The organism is Bradyrhizobium sp. AZCC 1693 (assembly GCF_036924745.1).
In the GTDB taxonomy this organism is placed as follows: domain Bacteria; phylum Pseudomonadota; class Alphaproteobacteria; order Rhizobiales; family Xanthobacteraceae; genus Bradyrhizobium.
In genome coordinates this window covers 2,112,478-2,128,687 of the sequence record NZ_JAZHSD010000001.1, presented here as the reverse complement: position 1 = coordinate 2,128,687, position 16,210 = coordinate 2,112,478, and the positions used below count along the sequence as shown (strand labels likewise).

The following is a 16,210-nucleotide window of genomic DNA, read 5'->3' as shown; positions in this document are numbered from 1 at the left end:
TTTGCTGGTTCACGGATTGCGTCTTGTTCATCTGTTCACGCCCGTGCGGGCGATACTGCTTGGTAAATTGCTGCTGCATAAACTGTGCCGGACTTTACGCGCATTGATATTCCTCTCAACCGCCCTTGAAGCGGGCAACCAGTTTGTGGGACTCGCCCGGATAGACGAGGCGCACGGCGGTTAGCGTCCGTGCGCTGCGCCAGGTGTGCCGGTCGATCACGAGGCAGGGCGCGCCAACCGCAATGTCCAGCGCCGTTGCGGTCTGCTCGTCAGCCACGATCGCGCTGATCGAATGTTCGGCCTCCGTCCAGGGGACATGGTGGAGCAGCCACGTGCCGGGCGGCTCGATCGCAAAATCCGCCGTGGCGGCTTCGGGTACCGCATCGAGATCAATGAGCCTGTCCTCGACAGCGAACGGCACGCCGTCGGCGCTGTGGCGGCATGAGATCACGATCACCTTGCCGGTTTTCCGTACGCCGAGGCGCTCACGGTCGGCGGCGCTGGCCGCTCGGCGCGAGCTTCGGATCAACTGATAGCCATAGCTGCGGCCGAGCGCGGTAATCTCCGCGCGGATGTCTGGAATTGTCAGGACTGCTGACAGGAATTTGGGACGGCGCACAAATGTGCCGGCCCGCCGCCGCCGCTCGATGAGATCGGCCTGTGCCAGCTCCGACAGCGCCTTGCTCACGGTCATTCGCGAGCAGCCATAGCGCGTCATCAGTTGGTGCTCGAACGGGATGCGATGACCCGGCGGCCATTCGCCGGTCAGGATGCGGCGCTCGATGTCGAGCCGGATCTGCTTGTACAGCGTCGGCGTGTCGGCCGCCTGGGATTTGTCGCGATCCGTGGAGAGGCTCATGCCACCAACCTCCGCACGGCCGCGTTGAATTTGTCACGCGCTCGTTGACGGAGTCGGTGGCGCCCACCCCCGACGACCTTGTTTCCGCCCGCCCACACACAATCGACGGCACCCGAGCCTGCTGCAAAAATCCAGCCGTCGAGGATGGTATCCCCGCGGCGCCCGGCGAGGGAGGGATGTGTGATGTCGAGGGTGACAATGTCTGCGCGTGCACCTGATTGGAGTCCGACAATCGGCTGCACGAGCGCCTGGGCCCCGCCGGCGAGCGCAGTGTCGAATAGCGCGCGACCGGTCGAAATGCCGGGGCCGCCGGACAACACATTGCGCTCCCGGTGCTTTAACCGCTGGCCATATTCGAGCTGACGCAGTTCGTCGGCCACGCCGACCAGCACATTGGAATCCGTGCCGACGCCGAACCGGCCGCCTGTGTCAAGGAATTCACGGGTTGGGAAAATGCCGTCGCCGAGGCTTGCTTCGGTAATCGGGCAGAGACCGGCGACGGCGCCGCTCCTGGCAAGCGCGGCGATCTCTGCCGCGGTGGTGTGGGTCGCATGGATCAGGCACCAGCGCCGATCGACGGGCGCATGTTCGAGCAGCCACTCAACCGGCCGCCGGCCCGACCAGCCGATGCATTCCTCGACTTCCTTGATCTGCTCGGCGGCGTGGATATGAACCGGCCTGCCTTCGGCCAGTGGTGTGATTGCTACCAATTCGTCCGGTGTCACGGCCCGCAGGCTGTGCGGAGCGATACCGATATTCGCTCCGGGCAACTCACGGACGGCCATTTCTGTCGCGGCAATCAGCTTGGCAAACTGGTCGATCGAGCAGATGAACCGGCGTTGGCCGGCATGCGGTGCGGCGCCACCGAAGGAGCCGTGCGCGTAAAAACTCGGCAGCAGGGTAAGGCCGATGCCGGTGACCTCGGCGGCGCGCGCAATTCGCGTCGCCATCTCGGCAGGATTGCCATAGGGCGTGCCATCGCGGTCGTGATGGAGATAATGGAATTCCCCGACGCGCGTGTAGCCTTGCTCGAGCATCTCGACATAGAGCAGCGTTGCGACGGCTTCCGTGTCTTCGGGGGTCATGTCCAGCGCGAAGCGATACATCGTCTCGCGCCATGTCCAGAACGTGTCCGCGGTATTGCCGCGTGTTGCGGCGAGGCCAGCCATGCCACGCTGGAACGCGTGACTATGCAGGCTCGCTATTCCCGGGATGGCCAGTTGGTGGCGTTCATCGTCGGCCCCCGGCGCCGCGCCGGCGGTCACCTTCGTGATGGTTCCATCGGTCACAACCACCTGCACGTCGTCAGCCCAGCCGGAGGGAAGCAGCGCTGATCCGAAATGCAGAGTGGACATGTTTGCCAAACCGGGTGGACAGAACACCGACACGGGAATATGTATAGACATATTGATACCCCCGTCAAGTTTCTGCCCTTGAGGGAAATGCTGCATGGCCGAGCGCTTCGATCGAATCTGGCATAACGCCCGGCTCGCCACCGTTCGGGAGGATCTGCCCGACCTCGGCGTGATCGAGCGTGGCGTGATTGCCGCGCGGGATGGCCGCATCGCCTTTGCCGGCAGCCATTCCGACTTTCCATCTGACGCCGACGCGGCTGAACGGATCGATTGCGGCGGGCGGTGGATCACGCCCGGACTGGTCGATTGTCATACCCATCTGGTTTTCGGTGGAAACCGCGCCCATGAGTTCGAGCTGCGGTTGCAGGGTGCAAGCTACGAAGAGATCGCGCGCGCGGGCGGCGGCATTGTTTCGACCGTCGCTGCGACACGGGGCTCCAGTGAGGCTGAACTTGTTGCCGGGGCGCTGCCGCGGCTCGACGCCCTGATCGGCGAGGGCGTAACGACAGTCGAGATCAAATCCGGCTACGGGCTGAACACGGAAACCGAGATGCGACAATTGTCAGCCGCACGCGCGGTGGGCCGCAGCCGGCCGGTCAGTATCCGGACGTCGTTTCTGGGCGCGCATGCCCTGCCGCCCGAAGCCGATGGGGACAAGGATCGATACATCGACCTTGTTTGCCGCGAGATGCTGCCGGCGGTGGCGCAGGCCGGACTTGCAGACGCAGTCGACGCCTTCATGGAGGGCATCGCTTTTTCGAAAGATCAAACGGCGCGGGTGTTTCGTGCGGCAAAGGCGCTTGGACTGCCGGTCAAATTGCATGCGGACCAGTTGTCGAACCTCGGCGGCGCGGCGCTTGCTTCGGAATTCTCAGCTTTGTCCGCCGATCACCTCGAGCACACCGACGAGGCCGGCGTCGCGGCCATGGCGCGGGCGGGTACAGTAGCCGTGCTTCTGCCGGGCGCATTTTATTTCATTCGCGAGACGATGAAGCCGCCGGTCGAGCTGTTCCGCGCCCACGGCGTGAACATGGCGCTGGCTACCGACTGCAATCCCGGCAGCTCGCCGCTGACGTCGCTTCTACTGGCCATGAATATGGGCGCGACGCTGTTCCGGATGACTGTTGCCGAATGCCTCGCCGGCGTGACGCGGGAAGGTGCGCGCGCGCTGGGCCTTCTCGGTGAGACCGGTACGCTCGAGGCCGGCAAATGGTGTGATCTCGCGATCTGGGATATCGACCGGCCCGCCGAGCTGATTTACCGGATGGGTTTCAATCCGCTGCACCGCCGGGTGTGGAGGGGGCAATGAGCGACCGGGACGCATCCATTGTCGTTTCGCCCGGAGCGGTCAGCCTCGACGAACTGGCGCAGGTACTTGCAGGCGCGGCCGTCGTACTCGATCCGGTCTTCTGGCCGCGCGTGGAGGCAGCATCGGCCATTGTGGCGCAGGCCGCGCGCTCTGACGTTCCGGTTTACGGCATCAACACAGGCTTTGGAAAACTGGCGTCGAAACGCATTCCGCCGGATCAGACCACGCTGCTCCAACGCAATCTCATTGTGTCGCATTGCTGCGGGGTAGGGCCGCCCACGCCGGAACCGATCGTGCGCCTGATGATGGCGCTGAAGATCATCTCATTGGGGCGGGGCGCGTCGGGCGTGCGCCGCGAAATCCTCGAGCAGCTCCAGGCCATGCTGGCGCGCGGCATTTGTCCGCTGGTGCCGCAGCAGGGATCGGTCGGGGCATCCGGTGATCTGGCGCCGCTTGCGCATATGACCGCCGTCATGATCGGCGAGGGGCAGGCGCTTGTCGACGGCAAGGCTGTGCCGGGCCGCGATGCGCTGGCCGCGGCCGATCTCGCGCCGATCACCCTGGGGCCGAAGGAAGGCCTCGCCTTGATCAACGGTACGCAGTTTTCGACGGCCTATGCCATTTCCGGGTTGCTGCGCGCCCATGGCCTGGCGTGCACGGCGCTGGTGACGGGCGCCTTGTCGGTCGACGCGGCCATGGCTTCGACGGCGCCGTTCCGCCCGGAGATCCAGCGACTACGCGGGCATGACGGACAAATCGCCGCCGGTGTCGCCTTGACAGCGTTGCTGGAAGGCAGCGACATCCGCATGTCGCATCTCGAAGGCGACGAGCGCGTGCAGGATCCCTACTGCCTGCGCTGTCAGCCGCAGGTGGCCGGCGCGGCGCTTGACCTGTTGACGCAAGCCGCCCGCACTCTGACGATCGAGGCCAACGCCGTCACCGATAATCCGCTGGTGCTGGTTGAGAGCGGCGAGATCGTCTCGGGTGGAAATTTTCACGCCGAGCCGGTCGCATTCGCCGCCGACCAGATCGCATTGGCGTTGTCCGAGATCGGTGCGATCAGCGAGCGGCGCATTGCCACACTGGTCGATCCCGCGCTGAACTTCGGCTTACCGCCGTTCCTGACGCCTGATCCCGGCCTCAACTCCGGCTTCATGATTGCGGAGGTGACGGCGGCAGCCCTCTATGCCGAGAACAAGCAGCGCGCCGCGGCCTGCTCGATCGATTCGACGCCGACCAGCGCCAACCAGGAAGATCATGTGTCGATGGCCGCGCACGGGGCGCGCCGTTTGTCTGACATGGCGGACAACCTTGCCGCTATTCTCGGCATCGAGCTGCTGGTTGCGGCGCAAGGCATCGGGTTGCGCGCGCCACATACGACCAGCCCTGCGCTTGCGTCGGTAATTGCGGTGTTGCGCGAGCAGGTGCCGGCGCTCGGTGGCGATCGCTATATGGCCGATGATCTCGCAAAGGCAACGGCGCTGGTCGCAGCCGGCGCATTGCCGGCCGCCGCGATGTCGATGCTCAAGAACAACCCGTTTCCAAGACTTGCCGAGAGAGGTCATCTGTCATGAACCGCCGACTGGACAACGAGCGTACGATCCGCGCGCCCCGCGGTTCCGAGATCAGCGCCAAGAGCTGGTTGACGGAAGCGCCGCTCCGGATGCTGATGAACAATCTCGATCCTGATGTCGCCGAACGACCGAGCGAACTCGTCGTCTATGGCGGCATCGGCCGCGCAGCCCGCGACTGGGACAGTTTTGACCGGATCGTTGCCTCGTTGCGCAAGCTCGAGGCCGACCAGACGCTGGTGGTGCAGTCGGGCAAGCCGGTCGGAATTTTCCGTACCCATCCCGATGCGCCGCGCGTGCTGATCGCGAATTCGAATCTGGTGCCGCACTGGGCGACGCTCGATCACTTCAACGACCTGGACAGGCAGGGGTTGATGATGTTCGGTCAGATGACGGCCGGATCATGGATCTACATCGGCAGCCAGGGCATTGTGCAGGGCACCTACGAAACCTTTGTCGAGGTGGGCCGACGTCATTACGGCGGCAGCCTGGCGGGCAAGTGGATCCTGACCGCCGGGCTCGGCGGCATGGGTGGCGCCCAGCCCCTTGCTGCGACGATGGCCGGAGCGTCGATGCTCGCGATCGAGTGCCAGCCGAGCCGTATCGAGATGCGGCTGCGTACCGGTTATCTCGACCGGCAGGCCAGCACCCTTGATGAGGCGCTTGCGGTGATGGAACAGGCAACCGAGAGCAGGAAACCGGTCTCGGTCGGCTTCCTTGGCAATGCCGCCGATATTTTCCCCGAGCTGGTGCGCCGTGGCGTGAAGCCGGACATCGTCACCGACCAGACCAGCGCGCACGATCCGATCAACGGTTATCTGCCGAAGGGATGGACACTCGCCGAGTGGGAGGTAAGACGCAGCGCCGATCCGAAAGCGGTTGAAGCGGCGGCCAAGACTTCCATGGTCGGCCATGTCCAGGCCATGCTGGATTTTCACGCCCAGGGCATTCCCACGCTCGACTATGGCAACAACATCCGCCAGATGGCGAAGGACATGGGATTGAAAAACGCGTTCGACTTCCCCGGCTTCGTCCCGGCCTACATCCGTCCGCTGTTTTGCCGCGGCGTCGGGCCATTCCGGTGGGCGGCGCTCTCAGGCGATCCCGAAGACATCTTCCGCACCGATGCCAAGGTGAAGGAGCTGATGCCGCACGACAGGCATCTTCACAACTGGCTGGATATGGCGAAGGCACGGATCAAGTTTCAGGGCCTGCCGGCGCGGATCTGCTGGGTCGGGCTTGGCGATCGGCATCGGCTGGGCCTGGCGTTCAATGAAATGGTGGCGCGTGGCGAACTGAAGGCGCCGATCGTCATCGGTCGCGATCATCTCGACAGTGGCTCGGTGGCGAGCCCGAACCGTGAAACCGAAGCGATGCGGGACGGCTCGGATGCGGTGTCCGACTGGCCGCTCATCAATGCGTTGCTCAACTGTGCCTCCGGGGCGACGTGGGTGTCGCTGCATCACGGCGGCGGCGTCGGGATCGGCTATTCGCAGCACGCCGGCATGGTGATTGTCGCCGACGGAACGCCGGAGGCTGGGCGCCGTATCGAGCGGGTGCTTTGGAACGACCCGGCGTCGGGGGTCATGCGTCATGCCGATGCAGGCTACGAAAGTGCGATTGAGTGCGCCCGCGCCAACGGGCTCGATCTGCCTGGGCTGGCATCGTAGCAGGATGTAGGCGTTACCGTTCAGCCCCTGATCGATCGCGGCGGGATCGGCATGCTTTTTGGCTGGCTCGCCGAAGCGGGCGGGCAATCCAATTTCTGCGGCGATGCAGCTATGCCGCGTTCAAGGCCTGCGCGAGGTCCGCAATCAGATCGGATGGGTGTTCGATGCCGATCGAGAGCCGGATCGTGCAGTCGAGAACGCCTATTTTTTGGCGGATGTCAGCCGGAACGCCGGAGTGGGTCATGCTTGCGGGCAGGCTGGCAAGCGATTCGGTGCCGCCCAGGCTCACGGCCAGCTTGAAGATCTGCAGCGCGTTCAGGAATTTGAATGCGGCGGCTTGGCCGCCGACAATGTCGAACGAGAATGTGGAGCCGGCACCGGTGCATTGCTTTGCAAACAGGCGGCCGGCGGGAGACATCTCATCGTGGTGAGCAAGGTAATGGACATGCGCCACTTTGGGATGATCGCGCAGGTAATCTGCGACGAGCCGCGCGTTTCCGTCAGCTTTCTCCATGCGGATGCTCAGTGTTTCGAGCGACCGGCTGATCATCCAGCAGGAATGGGGGTCCAGTTGGGTGCCAATCGCGCCTCGCAGCGCTTTGACTTCCTTCATAAGCGTCTTTGAGCCGAGCGCAGCACCTGCGATCAAGTCGGAATGTCCGCCGATATATTTGGTAAGTGAGTACAACGAAAGATCCGCGCCGTGCTCGATCGGCCTCTGAAACACCGGCCCGAGCAAAGTATTGTCGCATGCGATGATCGGCGTGTTCCCCTGGGTCCGGCCGATCATCTCGGCGACGCGGCGGGTCATCGCTATGTCGACCAGGCCGTTGGTGGGATTGGCCGGCGTCTCAATGAAAATCATCGTAACCCGGCCTTTGCGCATGGCTTCCTCCGCTGCCGCTCTGACCGCGGTTTCGTCGATGCCATCGGAAAAGCCCACGGCGCCGATGGACAGGCGCGCAAGCGTCTTCGCAAACAGCGTCTCCGTTCCGCCGTACAGCGGTTGAGAGTGTAGAATGACGTCGCCGGGACGAACAAAAGCCAGGATCGTGGTCGAAATCGCGGCCATGCCCGAAGAGAACAGCGCGCAATTCTCGGCGCGCTCGTAGACGGAGAGCCTGTCCTCGACGATCTCGCTGTTGGGATGATTGAAACGCGAGTAAACCAGACCGGCGCCCATCCCCTCGGGAGGCTCGCGACGACCTGAGACGAAATCGAAGAAGTCCTGTCCGTCTTCGGCGGTCTTGAAGACGAAGGTCGAGGTCAGGAAGACCGGTGGTTTGACGGCTCCTTCCGACAGTTGCGGATCGTAGCCGTAGTTCAGCATCAGCGTTTCGGGATGCAGCATGTGGTTGCCGATGTGAGTCTTCGATGGAAATGGTTTCACCATGGCTGTCTCGCTGTCGGGATTTGGAAGGTCGCACTGCGTTGGAGGTCCGCAATGGCGAGGCGATCGGAGTGGTGGATGCGACGGCATCCAACGGCTCCAGCTAACGTTGCAGGCAGCGTAGCAACTTTCGGGACTGATTTCACTGCGCCCGAAGCGGAGTTCGTAACGCTCATCCCGGTCTGCTGGCTGCTTTGTGGTCGGAGCTGCAGCAGGTAAGGCCGCGCCTGGTCCGCTTCCGGGGGCGCGCGGACACGAGCGGCTGTCAAGCGTCAATCGCAACCTTCAATGCCTTGGCACGGATCTCCTCCACCAGCGGAGCAGGCGTTCGTCCCTGATGCTGTTTCCGTTGCGCAACACCCGATGTGTTCCTTGTCTGGAACAGCATTTGCGACTCCACACTCGAAGATATTCGGGTCAATGTTCGGTGAACTGGGATGGCGGATCGAGCGTTTTTATACAAACGTATTTGAGCCCGGTAGGCCGCAGCGCGAAAATGCCTGCGGTCTTTTCATTCCAGGAATCGTCCACGCTGATTGCAAAATGATAAGAGCGACCGGGTTTCCGCGTCGGGATCTTTTTTGCAGACGCGAAAGCCCACCCAAGGCTTCTCCGCGCAGTGGGCGTCCTTGATCGTTGGAGGTCGTTGTCAGCTTTCGTGGTCGCGTTGCAAGTGTAACGCGTGATGGCGCGGCTCGCGCGAGGCCGGCCGCTCGGACGGGTCGCGGCCAAGCTTGGGCTTCAAATCCATGAGATCGATGAAAGCGTCGGCCTGACGCCGAAGTTCATCGGCGATCATCGGAGGATGGCTGGCAATGGTTGAGACGACGGTGACGCGAACCCCTCGACGTTGCATTGCCTCCACCAGCGGGCGGAAGTCACTGTCGCCCGAGAAAAGAACCATATGATCGATATGCTCGGAAATCTCCATGGCATCAACAGCGAGTTCGATGTCCATGCTGCCCTTCATCCTGCGATGGCCGCTGGCGTCGGTGAACTCCTTGACCGCCTTGGTGACCACAGTATAGCCGTTGTAGTCGAGCCAATCGATCAAGGGACGGATCGACGAATATTCCTGATCCTCGATGATCGCGGTGTAGTAGAACGCGCGAAGTACCGTGCCGCGGCCTTGGAATTCCTTGAGCAGCAGCTTGTAATCCACATCGAAACCGAGCGTCTTGCTGGTCGCATGAAGATTGGCGCCATCGATAAGGAGTGCGATCTTGGTACAGCTGGATGACATTCAGTCATGGCTCCCAAATCGGATAGCAAGGCATTGGAGACATCAGTTCACGTTGTGTGTTTTGCGCCGCCACGAAAAGCGGGCTGGAGTGGCAGCGCGGAACGACGCCCGCCGGGCACGAAGACCATCCGCTTGAGCTTGTTGATGGCGCGAATGGCGAAGCCCAGTCCGAACGGGATGGTCTGGCGGAAGAAGGCGATCTTCTTCACATAGCTCTCGACATGCCATTTGACGTGCGCACCGTGGCGGAACAGGATCACGTCACCGACGCCATAGCGCCTTGGCGGCATGCCCTCGCTCTCGAGAACGATCGATCCTTCGAGGATCATGATGGTTTCGTCGACATCGTAGTACCAGTTGAACTTGCCCTCGGTGCAGGACCAGATCAGGGTCTTGGTAGTGCCGCATGCGCTGGTCGACAGCTCGCGCGAGCGGGCTTCCGGATTGCCCTCGAGGATCCAGGATGGCTCGATCGGCGACGGTTTGAGATCCACATTGCAATGGGCGGCTTCAATAAGCGCAAGCGACATCGATGATCTCCACGGATTGAATGAGCATGCACGGCTTCAAAAGCATCCCGATGTCGCCAGGAGCGGCTGCTATTCCGGGACCCGCAAAATCAGATTATCCCAAAAAAACTGAAGGGGCCACTTTGCCGCAAGTAGCTTTTTGCAGTGCGCCCAACGGATCGCTCAACGCGGGGTTACCTCCAAAGAGGCACCTCAGGCCAGGTCTGAAGTTAGAATGCGAGCTGCCCTTTGATCCCTGCTGCTTGTACAAAGACCCAACTCCGGATGAATCTCGACGACCGAACGGGCCAAGCCGCCAGACTGGGCGCGCCGGCGCCTTCGTTGCTTCTTGAAAATTCAGACTATCAGGGAATTCTGAGACTCAGCCGGACGCCGCAACGAGGGAGCGATCGATAGTTTGGCGTACATCAGATCGAACTTCGATCACGACGGGGCCGTTTGCCGACATTGCTTCCGCGATGACCTCGGCCGCCTGGGCTGCGTTCGTGATCGTATGGCCCTGCGCGCCGAACGCGCGGGCAAGGGCGGCAAAATCGGGGTTGGACAGGTCCGTACCCCAGGGGCGTTTCGGAAATGCTCTCTCCTGATGCGAACGGATGGTTCCGTACGACTGGTTGTTGGAGATCACGATCGTCATATTGAGCCGGCGAGCAACGGCAGTTGCCAACTCGTTCCCGGTCATCAGAAAGCCGCCGTCGCCGCAAAACGCGATCACCTGACGATTTGGATAACGAAGGCTCGCGCTCAATGCAGAAGGAACGCCGCTGCCCATCGCACCGCAGGCGGAGCCGAGCAGTCGAGCTGACGGCTTGAAGCGGAATATCCGGTGTACCCAGGCGGCGAAGTTGCCGGAGTCGGTCGTCACGATACCGTCTGCCGGGAAACGCTTGGCGATGGCCGCAACCGCATGGCCAAGGACGTCAGCGCCGGGGATACGCTGTTCAGGCCATGCGTGCACCGCTTCCCGAGCTTTCGCCACGGCTTCGATCCACCCATCGCGCTCGCGTGCGACGACCGGCAACTCGAGCCAGGATCTCAAGAAGGGATGCGCCGACGCCACGATCGGAAGATCCGTATGGAAGTGAGTCCCGATCGCGTTCGGATCGGGGTAGACGTGAACCAGAGGCTGAGACATCGGAAATTGGCGCGGAAACCGAAAACCCAGGGAAGACAGGTCGCCGAGCCGGGTTCCGACCGCAACGATCAGATCCGCTCGCTCAAAGAGTCCGACGTGAGCCGGCGACATGAAGAAGCCAAGGTGCCCAATCCAGAGCCGGTGGTCGTTCGGATACTGATCTTGCATCTTGGTGGTGACTGCGACCGGCACATTCCAGTGCTCACTCAATGCGACCAGATCCTCGCGAAATGCCGCGCTGCGACACTCGCCTCCGACCAGCAGAATCGGCCTCTCCGCGTCGCCAAGCAAAACGGCCGCCTGTTCCACGGCGGTTCGACTGGGCTCGGCTCGTGCAACGCCGTGAACTCTGGCGGAGAGCAGACCGGCGTCCATCTCAAGAACGTCTTGAGGAAGCTCGATCACAACTGGCCCGGGCGTGCCGCTAAGCGCCGCCGAAAATGCGCGGGCCATCATCTCGGGCGCCTGGGCCGCTGAATTAATTCTAGTGGACCATTTAACAAGGCCACTGAACGTCCGCCCAATGTCGATCTCCTGCACTGCGTCACGATTGAGGTCCGGCGTCTCGACCTGACCAACCAGCAGTACGAGGGGTATGGCCTCCTGGGAAGCTACATGCAGGCCAAGCGCCGCGTTGGATGCGCCCGGACCGCGGCTTGCCATCACCACACCCGCGCGCCCGGTGAGCTTGGCGTCGGCGACCGCGGCAAGACTGGCGCTTCCCTCGTGGCGGCAAGTCACGAGATCGATCTCGTCGCGTTCGTACAGAGCGTCGAGGAGCGCAAGAAAGCTTTCGCCCGGCACGCCAAATGCCCGGTCGACGCCATGTGCGATCAGGGCATCCACGATTAGATCGGCGACCCGAAAAGCCATGCGACACCATCGCGGTTAGAAGGTCATCACAATCACGCCGCAAGCTTCACCGCGTGCGCGAAATCCCAATACAGCTTCCGCGCACGCGCATAGAAGGGGCCGGGCGTGAGCTGCCGGTCGTCGATACGGATCACCGGCGCGACCTTGGCGAAATTGCCGGTCGAAAAGATCTCGTCCGCGGCGAGGAATTCGGCATAGCGCAGCGTGGCCTCTATCACGGTGACGCCTTCGCCGCGCAAGAGGTCGATCACCCGTTGCCGGGTGATGCCGTTCAGGAAGGTGCCGTTCGGCGCCGGCGTGTAGACGACGCCATCTTTCGCCATGAATACGTTGGAATTGCCGAATTCCGCCACGTTGCCCAGCATGTCCAGCATCAGGCAGTTCTGGAAGCCGCGCGAGGCGGCCTCGATCAGGGCACGCGAACAGTTCGGGTAGAGACAGGCGGCCTTGACATCGACCGGCGCGCATTCGGCGGTCGGTCTGCGGAACGGAGACAGCGTGATCGCGCTGCCGACAGGCTTCGGGATCGGCGCTTCGTAGATGCAGAGGCACCAGTCCGTCGTTTCCGGATCGTAGAGCACGCCGCCGCCGACGCCGTTTTGCGGCCAGTACATCGGGCGGATGTAGAGCTCGGTATTGGCCGGGAAGCGGGCGATGCCTTCGTGCGCCAAACCCAGCCACGTGTCGAGATCGACGATCGACTTAAGTCCGAACTTGAGCGCGGATTGATTGACGCGGGCGCAATGGCGGTCAAGGTCAGGCGTAACGCCTTCGAACGCGCGTGCACCATCGAACACGGTCGAGCCGAGCCAGAGCCCATGGGTGCGTGGCCCCATGATCGGCACATTGCCCTCGTGCCACTGGCCTTTGAAGAACGTCCATGTCCGCGAATGGCTGACGGACTTGCTGCTCGGAATCATGACGGTCCTCCTAAGCGATTGAGTTACGGTCCATAGATCACCAGCTCGGTATCCGACAGATCGGCAAGCCGGGGGCACTGCGGACCCTTGAAGTATTTTCGGCCGCGCCGCTCGCGATAGATGCCGACCAGGTCTTTCATGCGGCCATTGGCGTCGAGAGCGACCGAGATCCGGCCGCGACGGAGCAGGAAGCGGCCGATGGCGCCGGCGCAGGCGACATAGTCGGCCACATCGTGGCAATAGATCAGCTGCATCGCCGGCAACGCGATCCGGCGCTTGCGCATCGGTTGCAGGACGAAGGCAAAGCCGCGGCCGTCGGCCGCGCGGCAGGCCAGGCTGAGGCAGCCGTAGGCCGCGTGCCGTGCAAGCAGCGCGACGTCGGCTTTGGACAAGCCGTCGATCGCCCGCGCGTCCTGCCGCACGACCTCGACGCGCATGCCCTTCGCCGAACGCGACAGCGCGGGAAAGGAAAAGAACAAGCCGCGGCAATACGCGCGGAATCCCTGGGCCTCGATGGTTGGCCAGGTCCAGTGCGCCGGGCTGATGTTGACATAAGTGACATGCTCGTGGCGCTGCGCGACCTTGGTCAGCATCGGCGCGTAGTTGCGAAAGGCGGGTTCGACATACCAGCTGGAAACATTGCAGCGGATGCAGGTCCCGCCGCCGTCGTCCGAGGCGGCGTAGATCAGCAGCAGAACACCAACGGGCGTCCCCTCATGGTCGAGCAAGTAGCCAAAGCGCGGGAAACCTTCGGGCACCTCGCGCACGGAGGTGCGCCGGAGCCCCTCCATCCAGTAGTCGCGCGAGCGGCCCTCAAAGCCGCGCGTCAGGAGATCGGAGACGGCGGCAAGATCAGCTCTTCCTATCTCGCGGCATCGGATCATGGTCCGAACTCCGTCATACGATCCGATCCCGCTTCTTTGTCCTTCCTACCGTTACCCATGGTGCCCGAATGCGCGGTATCCGCCGCGGTCCGAGGCCGGCCTCGTTCGGCTCCCTCCGTTAAGGGCCAGCGGCCTTGAGCGCGTGGCACGCTGCGACGCCATGTACAGCAGCCAGTTGCGGTAAATGCGCCTTGCCGGCAGATGCCAGACGTTTCTCAGATTCCTCGCCAGGTGATCGGCCGGGAAATCGGCGAAAAACTCCGGACATCTGTCCGAAAGGGCTTTTCGCCGGAAGGTGGTCAGGATCTCTTCCGCCTTCGTGCCAAAATAACCTCTCGGTATCGTCGGACAGACTTCGTTCTCTCCGCGGAGGAACCGGCCGATGTCCCTTCTGTATTCGCCCAACAGGCTCTGGGTCTCGTATTCTGGATGGCCCTGGAAATGGACGAAAAGGCTCTTCTTCTGCTGCTTGACGAAGCAATCGACGCCAGCCTCCGCCGACTTTGTGAGAACGGAATATCCGCAGCTCGCGATTGCTTCCTCCTGCACCTCGTTCCACCGGGCGTGCGGTATTCTGAAGGTCGCTGGAACGTAGTGCATCAAAGGATGATCTCTCGTCTTCGTTTGAGTGAAGACACCGATGCATTTGGCAGGCAGCTTGTGGCGCTCCACACCGTCCATGTGCAGGACGGCCGCGTGGACGGCGAGACAGGAATACACCGACGAGATCGTATTCTCGCTGGCCCAGTCCATGACCTGGGCGAGGGCGGTCCAGTATGGCTCTTCCGTCAGGCGGGCAGCCTTCGGTTCGGCGCCGGTCACGATTATTCCGTCCAGGCTGCCGAGCACCAGATCGTCGGAGTTGCGGTAGTATCGACGCACGTAATCGCGCCCCCATTCCGAACGGGGCGTGCTCTCCATCGTGTAGAAGTGCAGCCTGACGACCAGCCTTTCGGCCGCCGCGCCAAGGAGGTCAAACAACTGGCGCTCGGTGGACATCAAGGCGGCATCGGGCATGTTGTTGATCAGCCCGATATCGAGACACTCCGCCCGGTTTTCCAGTGACGCCTTTGCGGCGGCGCTTCCGCTCGGCGCTCTCGAGAAGAGGTGGTGGTCGTAAGAGTCTATGTCGACTAGGACAGGCATCGGAATGCCTTCATGGCTGTGTGGATTCAATCCGCGGCATGGAGCGCCTGATCGAGGTCGGTGATGATGTCGTCGACGTGCTCGATTCCTACGCTCAGCCTGATCATCTCGGGCCGCACGCCGGCCTTTTTCTGCTCTTCGGGCGACATTTGCCGGTGCGTGGTCGATGCCGGATGGCAGGCGAGCGATTTCGCGTCGCCAATGTTGACCAGCCGCTTGAACAGTTTGAGCGCGTCGTAGAACCGCTTGCCGGCCTCGAACCCTCCAGCCACGCCAAAGGTCAGCAACGAACAGGCCCGGCCGCCCAGATATTTCTGCGTCAGCGCGTGATAGGGGCTGTCCTGGAAGCCCGCGTAGTTCACCCATCCGACGCGGCGGTCGTTGCGCAGAAACCGCGCGACCGCCTCGGCATTCTCGACGTGGCGTTCGATCCGCAACGCGACGGTCTCGATGCCCTGGAGCAACAGGAAGGCGTTCATCGGCGCCAGGATGGAGCCGGTATTCCTCATGGAGACGGCGCGGCAACGCGCGATGTAGGCGGCCGCCCCGTAGCGTTCGGTGAACACCAGGCCGTGGTACGATTTCTCCGGCTCGTTCATCATCGCAAAGCGCCGGCCATGCTCCGCCCACGGGAAGTTGCCGCCGTCGACGATGATTCCGCCGAGCGTGGTGCCGTGCCCGCCCATGAACTTGGTCAGCGACTCCACCACGACATCAGCGCCGTATTCGATCGGTCTTAGCAGGATCGGGGTAGCCACCGTGTTGTCGACGATCAGCGGCACGCCGTGCCTGTGGGCGACCTCGGCCATCGCTTCGATGTCGCAGACGTTTCCGGCCGGATTTCCAACGCTTTCGCAAAACACCGCCCGCGTGTCGTCGTCGATCAATCTTTCCATGCTCGCTGGACGGTCGTCTTCCGAGAACCGGACCGTGATGCCCTGCCGCGGCAGGATATGCGCGAACAGCGTATGCGTGGTGCCGTAGAGTTGCGGGACCGAGATGATGTTGGTGCCCATCTCCGCGATGTTGGTCACCGCATAGTTCACCGCGGCCTGGCCGCACGCCACGCTGAGCGCCTCGATGCCTCCTTCCATGGCGGCAACGCGCTTCTCCAGCACCGCGTTGGTCGGATTGCCGATCCTTGTGTAGCGGAAGCCATCCACTTCGAGGTTGAAGAGTGCTGCTCCGTGGTCGGCGCTGTCGAAGGCGTACGAGGCTGTCTGGTAGATCGGCACAGCAACGGCCTTGGTGGTCGGATCGTCCACGAAGCCGCCGTGGACGGCGAGGGTCTCTCGTTTCATCGAGGTTGGCCCTTCAGCTCTTCG

13 protein-coding genes are annotated in these 16,210 nt (G+C 62.6%); 3 read left to right on the top strand and 10 right to left on the bottom strand.

Annotation, left to right across the window (positions count from 1 at the left end; genetic code table 11):
* Window positions 1-115 precede the first annotated feature (115 nt).
* Entirely contained in the window at window positions 116-859 is a 744-nt protein-coding gene (gene hutC, locus V1293_RS10380) for a histidine utilization repressor (protein ID WP_334509110.1), read from the bottom strand.
* The gene (locus V1293_RS10375; RefSeq protein WP_334516682.1) at window positions 856-2,214 is read right to left on the bottom strand and encodes a formimidoylglutamate deiminase; all 1,359 of its coding nucleotides are present in this window, start codon (window positions 2,212-2,214) and stop codon (window positions 856-858) included. The genes hutC and V1293_RS10375 overlap by 4 nt, the downstream gene beginning before the upstream one ends.
* Before the next feature lie 94 nt (window positions 2,215-2,308).
* Between V1293_RS10375 and hutI the strand changes: the two genes are divergently transcribed.
* The 3 genes from hutI to hutU are packed head-to-tail and all read left to right on the top strand — an operon-like array spanning window position 2,309 to window position 6,764.
* Window positions 2,309-3,523 carry an imidazolonepropionase gene (gene hutI, locus V1293_RS10370; RefSeq protein WP_334509108.1) on the top strand — a complete coding sequence of 405 codons (1,215 nt, stop codon included), beginning with the start codon at window positions 2,309-2,311 and terminating at the stop codon, window positions 3,521-3,523.
* Window positions 3,520-5,097, top strand: a complete 1,578-nt coding sequence (hutH, locus tag V1293_RS10365; protein ID WP_334509106.1) for a histidine ammonia-lyase — start codon at window positions 3,520-3,522, stop codon at window positions 5,095-5,097. Before hutI ends, hutH begins: the two co-directional genes overlap by 4 nt.
* Window positions 5,094-6,764, top strand: coding sequence for a urocanate hydratase (gene hutU / locus V1293_RS10360; protein ID WP_334509104.1), 1,671 nt, complete (start codon window positions 5,094-5,096; stop codon window positions 6,762-6,764). Before hutH ends, hutU begins: the two co-directional genes overlap by 4 nt.
* A 109-nt stretch (window positions 6,765-6,873) precedes the next feature.
* Here hutU and V1293_RS10355 read toward each other — a convergent pair whose 3' ends face one another.
* From V1293_RS10355 to V1293_RS10320, 8 genes are all read right to left on the bottom strand, one after another.
* The gene (locus tag V1293_RS10355) at window positions 6,874-8,157 is read right to left on the bottom strand and encodes a cystathionine gamma-synthase family protein (protein ID WP_334516681.1); all 1,284 of its coding nucleotides are present in this window, start codon (window positions 8,155-8,157) and stop codon (window positions 6,874-6,876) included.
* A gap of 646 nt (window positions 8,158-8,803) precedes the next feature.
* On the bottom strand, window positions 8,804-9,397 hold the full coding sequence (locus V1293_RS10350) for a LabA-like NYN domain-containing protein (protein ID WP_334509102.1): 594 nt from the start codon (window positions 9,395-9,397) through the stop codon (window positions 8,804-8,806).
* A 47-nt stretch (window positions 9,398-9,444) separates the two neighbouring features.
* Window positions 9,445-9,927 carry a cupin domain-containing protein gene (locus V1293_RS10345; RefSeq protein ID WP_334509100.1) on the bottom strand — a complete coding sequence of 161 codons (483 nt, stop codon included), beginning with the start codon at window positions 9,925-9,927 and terminating at the stop codon, window positions 9,445-9,447.
* A gap of 361 nt (window positions 9,928-10,288) precedes the next feature.
* Window positions 10,289-11,935, bottom strand: a complete 1,647-nt coding sequence (locus V1293_RS10340) for a thiamine pyrophosphate-dependent enzyme (RefSeq protein ID WP_334509098.1) — start codon at window positions 11,933-11,935, stop codon at window positions 10,289-10,291.
* Window positions 11,936-11,967: 32 nt separating this feature from the next.
* The gene (locus tag V1293_RS10335) at window positions 11,968-12,855 is read right to left on the bottom strand and encodes a branched-chain amino acid aminotransferase (RefSeq protein WP_334509096.1); all 888 of its coding nucleotides are present in this window, start codon (window positions 12,853-12,855) and stop codon (window positions 11,968-11,970) included.
* Window positions 12,856-12,878: 23 nt separating this feature from the next.
* Window positions 12,879-13,739, bottom strand: a complete 861-nt coding sequence (locus tag V1293_RS10330; RefSeq protein WP_334509094.1) for an acyl-CoA acyltransferase — start codon at window positions 13,737-13,739, stop codon at window positions 12,879-12,881.
* Between the two features lie 51 nt (window positions 13,740-13,790).
* On the bottom strand, window positions 13,791-14,915 hold the full coding sequence (gene metA / locus V1293_RS10325; protein WP_334509091.1) for a homoserine O-succinyltransferase MetA: 1,125 nt from the start codon (window positions 14,913-14,915) through the stop codon (window positions 13,791-13,793).
* Entirely contained in the window at window positions 14,912-16,186 is a 1,275-nt protein-coding gene (locus V1293_RS10320; protein ID WP_334509089.1) for an O-acetylhomoserine aminocarboxypropyltransferase/cysteine synthase family protein, read from the bottom strand. The genes metA and V1293_RS10320 overlap by 4 nt, the downstream gene beginning before the upstream one ends.
* Window positions 16,187-16,210 lie beyond the last annotated feature (24 nt).

Bases quoted from the DNA above. Each gene is read 5' to 3' on its own strand.
- V1293_RS10350 (WP_334509102.1), bottom strand. From the start codon at position 9,397: ATGTCATCCAGCTGTACCAAGATCGCACTCCTTATCGATGGCGCCAAT.
- V1293_RS10345 (WP_334509100.1), bottom strand. From the start codon at position 9,927: ATGTCGCTTGCGCTTATTGAAGCCGCCCATTGCAATGTGGATCTCAAA.
- V1293_RS10355 (WP_334516681.1), bottom strand. From the start codon at position 8,157: ATGGTGAAACCATTTCCATCGAAGACTCACATCGGCAACCACATGCTG.
- V1293_RS10330 (WP_334509094.1), bottom strand. From the start codon at position 13,739: ATGATCCGATGCCGCGAGATAGGAAGAGCTGATCTTGCCGCCGTCTCC.
- hutH (WP_334509106.1), top strand. From the start codon at position 3,520: ATGAGCGACCGGGACGCATCCATTGTCGTTTCGCCCGGAGCGGTCAGC.
- hutI (WP_334509108.1), top strand. From the start codon at position 2,309: ATGGCCGAGCGCTTCGATCGAATCTGGCATAACGCCCGGCTCGCCACC.
- V1293_RS10375 (WP_334516682.1), bottom strand. From the start codon at position 2,214: ATGTCCACTCTGCATTTCGGATCAGCGCTGCTTCCCTCCGGCTGGGCT.
- V1293_RS10320 (WP_334509089.1), bottom strand. From the start codon at position 16,186: ATGAAACGAGAGACCCTCGCCGTCCACGGCGGCTTCGTGGACGATCCG.
- V1293_RS10340 (WP_334509098.1), bottom strand. From the start codon at position 11,935: ATGGCTTTTCGGGTCGCCGATCTAATCGTGGATGCCCTGATCGCACAT.
- hutC (WP_334509110.1), bottom strand. From the start codon at position 859: ATGAGCCTCTCCACGGATCGCGACAAATCCCAGGCGGCCGACACGCCG.
- hutU (WP_334509104.1), top strand. From the start codon at position 5,094: ATGAACCGCCGACTGGACAACGAGCGTACGATCCGCGCGCCCCGCGGT.
- V1293_RS10335 (WP_334509096.1), bottom strand. From the start codon at position 12,855: ATGATTCCGAGCAGCAAGTCCGTCAGCCATTCGCGGACATGGACGTTC.